Below are 13,018 nucleotides of genomic sequence, written 5' to 3' on the forward strand. Positions count from 1 at the left end.
GGCTATCGCATGCGTCCCGGTCATCCTGGTCGCCGTTTTGGTAGTGCTGAATCTGCGAGAGGGGGCCCTGGCCAATTTCCTCGACAGCAGCGGTCGCGAGATCCGCCAGATCGACAATGGCATGAAGCAGTTTTTCGACGGCATAAGCCAAAACGTCGACTATGTAGCCAAGGACCCGCGCGTTGTCGCGGCCAAAAACCTCAAGAGCTACGCGGGTGCCGAAGCCGCGCAAATTCCCCTTACTCAGACCAACAAAGAGCTGCTGGCGATATTCGACCAGTTCGCCAAAAGCCATCCGAGTACCGCTTACCTGTCTCTGGGTCTGAGCGACGGCGGCTACGCCAGTTGGCCGGACGACACCAAACTGAACAACTACGACCCGCGCGTACGTCCCTGGTATAAAGCGGCCATCGCCGCGCCAGGCGCCACCGTGCGCACCGGTGCCTACTATTGGGCGCCGGACGATGTGACGCTGATCGGCACTGTGCGTACTGTCGCCGACGCCGCCGGGAATATCCTGGGAGTGGTTGGTCTGGACGTGTCGCTCAAGCAGCTCACCGAGCTGGTGCGCAACATCAAGCTGGGCGATAGCGGCTACCTGATGCTGGTGGAAGACAACGGTAACGTGCTGGTAGACCCCAGCGACGCGAAGCACAACTTCAAACCTCTGGCCGACCTGGGGCCCAACTACGCCGAACTAGCCAAGGGAGGCGACGGCGTGACCCAAATCGAGATTGATGGCGTGGCGTACATGGCCAACGTGGTCAGCTCCAAAGGCCTGGGCTGGCGCTTTATCGGCCTGATCAAGCGTGATGAAGTGATGGCCGACGTCACCCGCCTGACCTGGTTGATCGCCGCCATTGCCGCGGCATTGGCGTTGGTGTTCGCGATAGTAGGCGCCAGCTTTGCCAGCGTCATCGTGCGTCCGATTCGCGGCGTGGCCGACGGCCTGCAAGAAATCGCCGAAGGAGAAGGCGACCTGACGCGCCAACTCCAGGTGCAGGGCAAGGACGAAACCGCCAGCCTGGCGGGCTGGTTCAACCAGTTCCTGGGCATGATCGCACAATTGGTGCAGCGCATCGGCAACGCCTCATCTGACCTGCAGACCGCCGCCGCCGAGACTAGCGACGTGGCCAACAACATGAACCAGGCTGCAGGTCGCCAGCGTGAAGCCGTGGAGCTGGTGAGCACTGCGTTCAACGAAATGGTCGCTACTGCCAACGAAGTCGCACGTTCGTGCAGTGCCGCCGCGTCGAGTGCCGACGAAGGCTACCGCGACGTACATGACGGCCAGCACCACATCGGCGAAGCCACCGGCAGCGTGCTCAAGCTCAGCGAAGACCTGCAAAAGTCGACCCAGACCATGCAGTTGCTGGAGCAGGACAGCCAGAACATCAACACCATTCTCGACACCATCCGCTCGATTGCCGAGCAGACCAACTTGCTGGCGCTCAATGCAGCGATTGAAGCGGCGCGCGCCGGTGACCAAGGCCGAGGCTTCGCCGTGGTCGCCGACGAAGTCCGCGCCCTGGCTCGCAGGACAGCCGACTCCACCGGCGAGATCGACAGCTTGCTGGGCAATCTCGCCCGCCGCACCCAAGAGGTCACGCAGCAGATGCAAGGCAGCCTGCAAGTGTCCCACGCCAGTGTGGAACGCATTCAGCAGGCGCGTGACAGCTTCGACAAGATCCGTGGCTCGGTGGACTCGATCCGCGACCAGAATACCCAGATCGCCACAGCCGCCGAGGAGCAGCACCAGGTGGCCGAAGAGATCAATCGCCACATCGCGCAGATCCATGCCGATGCCCAACTGGTCGAAGGCTTTGCTCAGTCGTCACAGGCTGGCTCGGGTCGATTGATAGACATTTCCGGTCAGCTCAAAGGCCTGGTGGGTCGTTTCAAATATTAGTATCCCGATCCGAATGAAAACGGTGAGCGCTCACCGTTTTCATTCGGCCGACATACGCTGTTCTATTGCTTCCACTGTTCCACTGAAAGCCTCAGACTGGTCTATCGAATAGCGGAGAAGACCCCTAGAGACTATCCGGATCCCCAAAGAACATCTGAATCCGCGACCTTAACCACCGCTCCCCCGGATCATTATCCTGCGACCCACGCCACGCCATATGCAGCTCAAAGGTACGCGTCGGCAGCGGTGGATCTTCCGCGCGAACACCGCCAGCCGCCGTCAGCGCATCCGCCGTGTAATCCGGCACGGTTGCCACGATGTCAGTGCCTGCCAGCAAAGTACTCAAGCCGTTGAACTGCGGAACGGCCAGTACCACATGACGTTTGCGCCCCAGTTTCTCCAGCTCTTCATCAATAAAACCACTGAGGTCGCCGGCAAACGACACCAGCGCATGCGGCCGCGCGCAATAGTCATCCAGGCTCAACGGCCCCGGCACGGTATCGGCGCGCAGCAGTTTTGGTGCGCTGCGACGCAGGACCTTGCGCTTGGCGTTGGCCGGCAGGTCCGTGGTGTAGCTGACGCCAATGGATATCTCGCCGGAGGCCAACAGGCCCGGCATCAATATGTAGTTGACGCGGCGGATCACCAACACGATGCCCGGCGATTCGGCGCGCAGGCGTTTGAGCAGCATCGGCAGCAAGGCGAATTCGACGTCGTCGGACAAACCGATCCGAAACACCGAAGTGCTGGTCGCCGGGTCGAATTCGGCCGCGCGGCTGACGGCGGTCGAAATCGAATCGAGGGCCGGCGAGAGCAGGGCGAAGATTTCCACCGCACGGGCCGACGGTTCCATGCTGCGCCCGGTGCGCACGAATAGCGGGTCATCGAACAGGCTGCGCAGGCGCGAAAGCGCCGCACTGATCGCCGGTTGACCGAGAAACAGCTTTTCTGCCGCCCGGGTCACACTGCGTTCGTGCATCAATGTTTCGAATACGATCAACAGGTTCAGGTCGACACGACGCAGGTCATTACGATTCATCTGGAGTCCTGGCAGAGTCATCAAGCTTGACGAGAGCGGCCATATGAGAACAATGGCCGGCATGAATCTTACGGGGAAAGGCTGGTACTCTGCACCGGAAAATTCAGCTTTACTGAGACGGTGGCAGCAGTTTTTTCATGGATTTTGCCAATGCCGCCCCTGTTGCGGAATCAATGACAGGCATGTCGACTATTAATAGCCACTGATAGTCTTGGGTCAAAAGCCCAGATAGAGTTCATGGCATTAGAGGTTACTTTGACGAGGTTTGCGATGTCCCGCACGATCCGTTTTCACAAGTTTGGTCCGGCCGAGGTGCTCAAATGCGAAGAGCATGCGGCCGCTCAGCCAGGTCCTGGCGAAGTGCAGGTGCGTGTCGAGGCGATCGGCATCAGCTGGTATGACACCCTCTGGCGTCAGAATCTGGCCTCGTCTCAGGCGCGACTGCCTGCGGGTCTTGGTCACGAGATGGCCGGTGTGATCACCGCTGTCGGCGACGGTGTCGATGATCTGGCAGTGGGTGACAAGGTCGCCAGCTTTCCGGCCGAAAGTGCGAACGACTACCCGGTCTACGGCGAATCGATCGTACTGCCGCGTACCGCGCTGACCCGTTATCCGGACGTGCTTAGCCCAATCGAAGCCAGCGTGCATTACACGCCGTTGCTGATCGCCTACTTTGCCTACGCCGATCTGGCGCGGGTCAAACCGGGGCAATTTGCGCTGGTCACTGATGCCAGTCATTGCGCCGGCCCTTCGTTTGTCCAGTTGGGCAAGGCGATGGGCGTGCGGGTGATTGCTGCGACCAAAGAAGCGGAGGAGCGCGAATACCTGCTGTCCCTCGGTGCGGAAAAAGTCATCGTCACCGAAGAGGAAGATCTGTTGATGCGAATCAACAAGATCACCGACAACCGTGGTGTCGACGTGGTGTTTGACGGTCTCGGTGGCCCGCAGATGTCGTTGCTTGGCGATGTGCTGGCGCCGCGTGGCAGCCTGGTGTTGTATGGCTTGCAGGGCGGCAACCAGACGCCGTTCCCGGCCTGTGCAGCGTTCCAGAAGAACATCCAGTTCTTCGTGCACTGCATCGGCAACTTCACCGGCAAGCCGGAACTGGGCATCACTCAGGATCACGTCGCGTTGCAACGAGCCTTGCGTGACATCAATCAGTTGACCGCTGACCGCGTGTTGCTGCCGCTCAAGACCCGTGTATTTCCGTTCAACGAGTTTGTCGAAGCGCATCGCTACATGGACGAATGCCCATGCCGCGAGCGGGTCGCCCTGCAAGTCGAACCGGCGTAAGCCCTTCAATCAGAGTCCGTGGCCCCACGGACTCTTTTGCGTTTACCTCCCTCTTGAAAGACAGAGCTTTCCGGTGCTGCCCCCGGGACCGTTCAGCAACTGAACTGGTTTTTGCTCTCGATCTGTATCTTCTAATCACAATGTAAGCCCTGATAATTGAATGATTACTTTCATCTCAAGGAATGAGCCATGGCTGTGCATTCAATTTGTCCTGCGCGATATCAAACGAATAAATCGATTGATCAAGCCAACTTTTGTTTAATTGTTGTAGGGCTATTCGGAAACCGCTTCTCTTTTTCTTGTACTCACTTGCCGTGGGACCTTGTGGGAAGTTTCCTAGGACTGCGTCCCGAAAAAAATATCTCAACAATTACAGGGGTTTGAGGCTGTATCTCGGCGACGGGAGGGGTTTTAACAGCTCAAGTGTTTCAAATAACTACAAACTTGTAAGTGTTAGCATTCGAACGTCTATTACTTATTGATGAATTGTCGCCTGACTGCTGTTTCAGTCCGCGCGGCATGAAACTTTCGATACCGGGTAAATACCGATGAGCACGATCCATGATCAGGCAATGAACTATGTCTACCAGCAAGTATTGCAACGCTTGCTGAGTTTCTTCTCTCGCGCAGAACGCACGGCGCTGCAGCTGCTGATCCAACGCCTGGCAGTGGCCGCCGGCGGTATGGAGAATATCGGTCATTTCAAGGTGCTGGTGAACCAGTCAGGGTCGCGCGACAGTTGTTATACGTTGGCATTGCTGCGAGCGGCGCAGTTGACCATCGCAAGCCGTTCACCGGCGACCTTTCAACTGCGGGTGGCCACCCTGCGCTGGAACGGCAACAGCCAGGCGTCCCTGCAAAACATGCACCGCAGCTACAGTGCCCTGTTTTTGTATGACGATCCTCGGGTCGAGCTGCTGATGGTGGATCACCGCGAGGTGCTTCCGTTTGATCATCAGGCGCCCATCGGCGAGGCGGGGCGCGAGGCCAACCGTATCAACCTGTTGCTGATCGGGCATTGTCGAACCTGGGATGAACCCCTCGAACTGTGGGACGACGCCTATCTGGCCACTGCCGAGTTCTACGGTCAGGTGGCCCGCTGGAATAACGGAGTCGACGCCATGGTCGGCAGTGAATCCGTGCGTCGACAGCGCCACTTCCTCGACGGGCTGGGTCGCGCCGTGCAGAAAGCCGCGATTGCCGGGCCGCAGGCAAGTTCTGTCGGCTTCGAAATGTTGTTTCCGCTGCTCGATGGGTTGGGTGGTGATTATTACCGCGAGTTTTACCCGGAAGAAGAGCGGGTAGCCTGGCGTCCCGAGGGCCAGTTCGAAGCCTGTCGACGTACCAGCTACATCCCGATCAACGACATGATTGTCGGCAAGCTCGAAGAGCGCTGGCCTTTGCTGAGTGATTTTCTGGGTTTCCAGGCTGATGACCTGACGTTTTATCAAGGCGACGATGAGCACGTGGAGCCTGTGGTGGCTGCGCATTTGCGAGGTCTGCAGGCGCAATTCGTCGAAGGGCGCACCTATGGGGCCGGGGTCAGTGACTACCTGAAAAACAGCCTGATTACGATGCGGCAGAAGCAGGTTCCCGAGCCGGTGTGCGAACAGTTGCTGGCGAGTTTCGGCGACCTGGATGAGCCCGAGCACCTGCATATGCAAGCGCAAAGCTTCCTGCAGGCGCATTTTGACCTGAACGAAATCCAGCTGGCGTGCCTGTTGTTTGCGCCCTTCATCAATGGTGGCGCAGGGCTTGAGCGGTTCTTGCGCAATTGTCACCCTGGCATGTTGGTGGCATTGCCGGAGCTGCACCGGGCCATGCAGGGTCTGCATGCGCCGGAACAGGTCATGAAGTGGATCACGGATGTCAGTGGGCTGCCGGTTCGGTTGATTGTGCGTCTGTATGCAATGGCGGGCATTCGTATGCCCGATCCCGACGAAGCGGCAGCGCCAAACCAAGGCAAGGATGACGCCGTGACCGAGCCTTCCGCCGATCGATCGGCGGAAGGTTGACCGTGAGCCATATGCAAGGAGATGAACTCATGCCCACGGATGCGGGCTCGTGAAAGCGTCGAGGGAAAATGACTTCGTTTATCAGGCGGTTTATCGATACCTGACCCTGCTGATAGAGGAGGCGGGGAGTAGCTCGGCAGTGCGCCTGCCTTCATTACGGCAATTGGCTGACCGGCTCAATGTGTCGATCTCGACTGTCCAGTACGCGTATTCGCTGCTGGAAAAGGAAGGTCGGGTCTATTCGATTGCCAAGTCCGGGTACTACGCGCAAGCACTGCATGTCATGGATTCGCCTGATAGCGGCAGTGATTTGCTGGAAACTGTTTACGTCAACGCCCGGCGCCCGGGCATGTGCGTGTTGAGCGCCGATGAGCCAGCCTCGCTGCAACCGCTGGACAGTCCATTACTGATGCTGGAGCGGGAACTGCTGCGTCAATATCCGCGCCAGCCGCAAGCGCTGGTGCAACCTTGCGGTGAACTTGAACTGCGCACGGTATTGGCCGCGCGCTACACCTCATCCACGGCCAATTACTGGCGTGCCGATGACGTCTATATCGGCGCAGATCTGCGCGGCGTGCTGGAAATTCTGATTTCAGTACTGGCGCTGCGCAAGGCCACCGTTGTCGTTGAATCGCCCTGTGACTGGGTGATCCTGCGTCTGCTGGAAGCCGCCGAGGTGCGTGTTTTCGAGTTGCCGCTGCTGGCCGGCGGCGTAATTGATCTGCAGCGCCTGGAGTCGTTACTCAAGGTTGAGTCGGTACGTTTGGTGCTTTTGTCTTCAGCATTGAGCATGCCCCGGGGCAGCCTGTTGCCGCTGAGCAACCAGCAGGCAGTCGCGCAGTTGCTCGGGCGTCATGGCACCTGGGTGCTGGAAAACGATTGTTACAGCGAACTCAATGAAGGCAGCGCCGGCCAACGCTTGCGTGACTGGCTGGACCCTGATCGTTTGCTGGTGTTTTCCACGTTCGAGAAGTTCGTCGGTGCCGAGGCGCCTTTCGGCATTCTGCTTTCACGTCATTGGCGCAATGAGTTGCAGCGGCATTTTCTGTTGCGCGCGTTTCGCTTGTCGCCGATTCGCCAGAAGGCAATCGCCAGGCTGCTCGGGGGCGGCCGACTGGATCAGCATTTGTCGATATTGCGGCGAATGCTCAAGGAGCGTCGCACGCAATTGATCGAGTTGCTGCGCGAGCGTCTTGGCGACGCCTTGCAGGTGGTCGAACCTCAGGGGGGCGCGACCATCTGGGTGCGTTCGCTGCGACCAGTGAACATGGCGCAGGTGTTCCACCGCCTGCTCAGGCAGCAAATCATCATTGCGCCGGGCGAGTTGTTCAGCCTGCACGGCCTGCATGCGCAGCACCTGCGGTTGAGCCCGCTGAGTCATGGTGATCATGACCTGGCCAGCGTCGTCGGGCTGCTCGGTGACGCCTTGCGCCTTGCGCCTGCTGACTAACGTTAAAAAACATCGGGAGAGTCCCGGATAGATCCCATCGCACTGCGGTCAAACTGCCAGTAAACTGCGCTCTATTCCTGAACCACTCTATTTCAGAGGTTTTGCATGACACTCAGTCCTTTTGCGGGCAAACCGGCACCGGCAGAATTGTTGGTCGATATCCCGCGACTGGTAACGGCTTATTACACCGGACAGCCCGACGCCTCGATTTCCACTCAGCGTGTGGCGTTCGGTACATCCGGACACCGGGGCAGCTCGTTCGACTTGAGTTTCAACGAATGGCACGTTCTGGCCATCAGCCAGGCGATCTGCCTGTACCGCGAAGCCCAAGGGATCACCGGGCCGTTGTTTGTCGGCATCGACACGCATGCACTGTCGACTCCAGCCGGGGCCAGCGCGCTGGAAGTGCTGGCCGCCAACGGTGTGACCGTGATGATCGCCGAAGGTGATGAATACACGCCGACGCCCGCCATCTCTCACGCCATTCTCTGCTACAACCGTGGGCGCACCTCGGGTCTGGCGGACGGCATCGTCATCACGCCGTCGCACAACCCGCCACAAAGCGGTGGTTACAAATACAACCCAACCAACGGCGGACCAGCCGACACTCACATCACCAAGTGGATCGAAGCCAAGGCCAATGAGCTGCTGGCCGCCAAACTGGCCGGTGTGAAGCGCATCAGCTACGAGCAAGCGCTCAAGGCCAGCACGACGCATCGCCACGACTATCTGAACACCTACGTTGCCGACCTGATCAACGTGATCGACTTCGATGCCATCCGTGACGCCAAGCTGCGTCTGGGCGTTGATCCGCTGGGTGGAGCAGGGGTGCGCTACTGGTCGGCGATTGCCGAGCATTACCGTCTGGACCTGCAAGTGGTCAACAAGGAAGTCGACGCGACGTTCCGTTTCATGACTGTCGACTGGGATGGCCAGATTCGTATGGACCCGTCGTCCAGCCACGCGATGCAGGGCCTGATCGGCCTGAAAGAGCGCTTCGACGTCGCGTTTGCCTGCGACCCGGATCACGACCGTCACGGCATCGTGACGCCGTCCGGTGGTTTGCTTGCGCCGAACAACTATCTGGCCGTTTCGATCGATTACCTGTTCCAGAACCGCCCGCAGTGGCGCGCGGATGCTGGCGTGGGTAAAACCGTGGTCAGCAGCGGTCTGATCGATCGCGTGGCCAAGCGTCTGGGCCGTCGTCTGTACGAAGTTCCGGTCGGTTTCAAATGGTTCGCCGATGGCCTGTTCGATGGCTCGTTGGGTTTCGGTGGCGAAGAGAGCGCGGGTGCATCGTTCCTGCGCAAGGACGGTGGCGTTTGGAGCACCGACAAGGACGGTCTGATCCCGGCCTTGCTCGCTGCTGAAATGACCGCGCGTACCGGCCGTGATCCGAGCCAGGCCTACAAGGCATTGACCGATGAGTTGGGCGAACCGTTCTCGGTGCGCGTCGACGCCAAGGCCAATCCGGAGCAAAAAGCGTTGCTGAGCAAGTTGTCGCCTGCGCAGGTCACCTCGACTGAACTGGCTGGTGAGAAAATCCAGAGCATTCTCAGCCATGCACCGGGCAACGATCAGGCGATTGGTGGCCTGAAAGTGATGACTGAAAACGGTTGGTTCGCCGCGCGTCCGTCGGGCACCGAAGACATCTACAAGATCTACGCCGAAAGCTTCATCAGTGACGACCACCTCAAGCAATTGGTCGTTGAAGCACAGACGCTGGTGGATGGCGCCATCTCCAGCAAGTGATGCTCGCAAGCGCATGAAAAAAGGGGCAACCGTGATGGTTGCCCCTTCTTTTGTCTGCCCTTCAGGCGATCAAGCCAAATCCACCAGGACAATTTCACTGTCTTCAACGGCTGTGACGGTCAGCACTCGCTCGTGCGCTACCGCGACACCGTCTCGAGCTTGTGCGTGCAAGCCGTTGACTTCAATCGCGCCGGTGGCCGGCACCAGATACGCGCGACGGCCCTCATCCAGGTGATATTCCGCGGTTTCACCCGCTTTGAGATTGGCCGCGACCAATCTGGCATCGGCGCGAATTCGCAGACTTTGGTCATCGCCTTCCTTGCCGCTGGCCAGTGTGACAAAGCCTTCACGCAGGCCTTTCGGAAACGGTTTCGCTCCCCACGATGGCGGTGCGCCAGTTTCCGTTGGCAGGATCCAGATCTGGAAGATCTTGCTGTCCTGGGCTTCCAGGTTGTATTCGCTATGCGCGATGCCGGTGCCGGCGCTCATCACTTGCACATCGCCAGCCTCGGTGCGGCCTTTGTTGCCGAGGTTGTCCTGGTGAGTAATCGCGCCTTCACGGACATAGGTGATGATTTCCATGTCGCGATGCGGATGCTGCGGGAAGCCAGTGCCCGCAGCGATCACGTCATCGTTCCACACCCGCAGGTTGCCCCAGCTCATGCGCTGCGGGTCGTAGTACTCGGCGAACGAAAAGTGGTGATGAGCATCCAACCAGCCGTGATGGGCGCCGCCCAGCGAGCTGAAAGGTCTGAGTTCAAGCATGATCGTCTCCTCAAAAGGTTCGTCGTGGGGCGTGAATGGCGACACCCGACGCGACACCGGTGGTTTATGACGACGATCATCTATCAGTTAACTATCGATAAAAAGCGTAAAAAGTGCGGCATTAGCATCGAATTGGCTGATAGAAAAACAACTGAAAATTGTCTCATCTCACCTTCAGTTCATCGCCTAAACCGATGACCTATAAGCATTTCGCTAGAACTGCGCGGCAAATACAGACACCATAGCCGCAACAGCCTCACACACTGGAGCCCGTCAGCGTGGCGCAGCACACCCCCGATCTTCCTCCCGAACTTCGCCCCTTGGCCGAGATGCCTTGGTTCAAACGCCTGGCTGCACGCTTCTTCGGCCATGGTTTGACCCGTTTGCGCGCCCAGCACCGCGCATCGTGGTTGCATGGTCAGGCCGATGGCTTTCGCAGCGGGCATACCGCTGGCGTCGAATATGGCTTTAAGGAAGGCAAGCTTGAGGGGCTGGAAGAAGGCCGGCAGGTGCTGCTGATCCGTGACAGCCGCAACACTGAGCATCGCCCGCCGAGCGTTGATAACCATCTGTTCGACGATTGGCGTCTGCCGCTGACGGCCGAACTGAAAAAACGCATGAAGGCCGATGTCGCCCGCTTGTTGCCTGAGCATGCTCAGCCAAGCGCAGCGCAATGGAAAATGATTTTCAGCGAAACCCCGTCGACTTCAGTAGTCGCCGGCGCGGGTGCGGGGAAGTCGACCACATTGGTACTGCGTATTCTGTTGCTTAACCACTATCTGGGCTTTGAGCTGGATTCGATGACCGTAGTGACCTTCACCCGCGAGTCGCGCAAGGATTTCATCAACAAACTGATTGAGCTGTTCACGCTCTGGGGCCAGGCGTTGAACCTGCGTCAGGCGCGCGAACTGGTGCGCACTTTCCATTCGCGCATCCTGCCGATGGTGCGCAGCTTGCCGGGGTTCGAGCGCTTGCAGGCTTTTGAAAACCTCAGCCATCGAGCGCAAGGTGCCGACGAAGAGGTCGACAGTAATCCGTTCGACCTGCGCATTAACGATGCGCAGCGTCAGCAACTCAACGCCTGCTATCACCGCTTGTTCAACGAGGACGAGCGTTTCCGCCAGTTGATTCAGCCGCTGTCCCGGGCCGGTTTACAGCTCAAGGAGCTGGAGCGTGATCACCCGGACGTGCAGAAGCGTGTCGCAGTGACGGAGCTGGCCTCCCGGCGCGACGAAGAACTGTGCGACGCCATCGAAGACTTGTGGTTCCGCGCTGGCGCCTGGCCGATCAAGGGCATTGAGCCGAACCGCCAGAGTTTCGATATCAACGGCGCAAAATTCCATTGCCACGGCTACATTCCGAGTCTGGATGCGTGGGTAGTGTTAGGTTTCGACCCACGGGAAAACCCGCAGGTAAGCCGGCCAAATGCCAAGCTCAGCGTGCGCGCAGAGTGGGCGGTGAAACGCACCCTGTTTCAAGCTTTCTGTCGTAAGCCATTGATTTGGTTAGATAGTTACGAGTCATCGAAACGTGTTCTGGCCACATTGGCCGGTGATGCCAGTGCCGGGCCGGGTTTCGATTACAAGGTCAAAGGCGAGTTGGCCTCTGCGCCGTTGCTCGATTGTTTTGTCGCGGCGGCAGGCTTCATCGAGAACCTGGGCCTGGACGTGCCTGACGCTGTCGGCCGCATGAGCTTTGCCAAGGACGACCCGGACCGGTTTTTCTTTGAGGCTTTGAGTCTGTTCTGGCGGGCATTTGAAGATCATCTGCTGGATCGAAAGCCGCCGGTCATGACCTACAACCGCATGTTCGCGCTGTTCAGCGAGCACTCGCCGGAAAACCTCAAGCTATTGAGCGATGAGTTGCTACGGCCGCTGTCGCATTTGATGATCGATGAGTTTCAGGATGTATCGCCGCAGATTGTTTCGTGGATACGCGCGAGCCTCAGCGAAATCCGCAGCCGAGGCCCGGCCATGCACGTCGGGCGGGGCGCGCAGTGTTCATCTTTGCTGTGCGTCGGTGATGACTGGCAGTCGATTTACGGCTGGCGCGGCAGTTCGCCAAGTTACTTCATGGCGTTCGACAAGGAGTTCCCGTCGCCGAGCACCACTCGGGTGATGCTCAGTGACAATTACCGCAGCCATCAACACATCATTGATGCCGCTGAGCATATTGTCCGCGCGGCGCCGGCGATCCCCGGGAAAAAAGCCAAGGCCAGCGGTGCGCCCAAGCCGCTGCAGCCAGTCAATGTGCTGGAGCGCGACGATCAGGCCTTGGGCCAGCGCCTCGCCGAGCACTATCGCCAAGGTCATTCGATCTTGATGCTGTATCGAAAAAGCAGCGATAAATTATTGATTGAAGAGCATATTCAGTCAGTAGTTAATGTGGATTCGAGTTTGCCATACGAGGCGCGGCGCCTGAAACAACTGACCTACCACAGCGCCAAAGGCTTGCAGGCGGATACAGTATTTTTGCTCGGTGATTGCCAGCACCTGACCAGTTCGCCCTACAAGAATCAGGTCTATCGCATGGCAGGTTTGGGTAAGTCGGGCGACAGCGAGCCGTACGACACTGCGCAAAAGGATGAGATCCTGCGCCTGGCCTACGTCGGTATTACGCGGGCGGTCAGCCATTGCTACTGGTACGTCGAACCGCAGGAGGTGCAAGCCGTGAACATGCCCCGGGCATCCGACCGGGTGGCCAAGGGCAAGCCGTTCTTCGTTGATCACCGTGTCAGCAAACAAACCGCATAGGCACAAAAAAGCCCACAGAAATGTGGGCTTTTTGTTTTAAAT

Annotated in this window: 7 protein-coding genes and 2 pseudogenes; 7 read left to right on the forward strand and 2 right to left on the reverse strand. The window is 58.6% G+C overall.

All coding sequences use genetic code 11. From position 1 onward, the window contains the following. Positions 1–121: 121 nt before the first annotated feature. Positions 122–1,000, forward strand: a pseudogene (locus tag RMV17_RS30125) (cache domain-containing protein); the annotation flags it as partial. A gap of 372 nt (positions 1,001–1,372) precedes the next feature. Beyond that, positions 1,373–1,909: pseudogene (locus RMV17_RS30130) on the forward strand (methyl-accepting chemotaxis protein); the annotation flags it as partial. Positions 1,910–2,033: 124 nt separating this feature from the next. Here RMV17_RS30130 and RMV17_RS13390 read toward each other — a convergent pair. After that, positions 2,034–2,948, reverse strand: a complete 915-nt coding sequence (locus RMV17_RS13390; protein WP_034154182.1) for a LysR family transcriptional regulator — start codon at positions 2,946–2,948, stop codon at positions 2,034–2,036. Between the two features lie 270 nt (positions 2,949–3,218). Between RMV17_RS13390 and RMV17_RS13395 the strand changes: the two genes are divergently transcribed. The 4 genes from RMV17_RS13395 (at position 3,219) to pgm (ending at position 9,458) form a co-directional block, all read left to right on the forward strand. Then, complete coding sequence (locus RMV17_RS13395) at positions 3,219–4,241, forward strand: zinc-dependent alcohol dehydrogenase family protein (RefSeq protein WP_016983050.1); 1,023 nt, start codon at positions 3,219–3,221, stop codon at positions 4,239–4,241. A 548-nt stretch (positions 4,242–4,789) separates the two neighbouring features. Continuing rightward, positions 4,790–6,256, forward strand: coding sequence for a hypothetical protein (locus RMV17_RS13400; RefSeq protein ID WP_311886815.1), 1,467 nt, complete (start codon positions 4,790–4,792; stop codon positions 6,254–6,256). Between the two features lie 49 nt (positions 6,257–6,305). Continuing rightward, positions 6,306–7,706, forward strand: a complete 1,401-nt coding sequence (locus RMV17_RS13405) for a PLP-dependent aminotransferase family protein (RefSeq protein WP_034154180.1) — start codon at positions 6,306–6,308, stop codon at positions 7,704–7,706. Positions 7,707–7,811: 105 nt separating this feature from the next. Further along, positions 7,812–9,458, forward strand: coding sequence for a phosphoglucomutase (alpha-D-glucose-1,6-bisphosphate-dependent) (gene pgm, locus RMV17_RS13410; RefSeq protein ID WP_108224520.1), 1,647 nt, complete (start codon positions 7,812–7,814; stop codon positions 9,456–9,458). 69 nt (positions 9,459–9,527) lie between these two features. Here pgm and RMV17_RS13415 read toward each other — a convergent pair whose 3' ends face one another. Then, entirely contained in the window at positions 9,528–10,223 is a 696-nt protein-coding gene (locus RMV17_RS13415; RefSeq protein WP_311886816.1) for a pirin family protein, read from the reverse strand. A gap of 278 nt (positions 10,224–10,501) precedes the next feature. Between RMV17_RS13415 and RMV17_RS13420 the strand changes: the two genes are divergently transcribed. Then, positions 10,502–12,976 carry a UvrD-helicase domain-containing protein gene (locus tag RMV17_RS13420; RefSeq protein ID WP_311886817.1) on the forward strand — a complete coding sequence of 825 codons (2,475 nt, stop codon included), beginning with the start codon at positions 10,502–10,504 and terminating at the stop codon, positions 12,974–12,976. Positions 12,977–13,018 lie beyond the last annotated feature (42 nt).

The organism is Pseudomonas sp. VD-NE ins, from assembly GCF_031882575.1.
GTDB classification, from domain to species: Bacteria; Pseudomonadota; Gammaproteobacteria; order Pseudomonadales; family Pseudomonadaceae; genus Aquipseudomonas; species Aquipseudomonas fluorescens_BZ.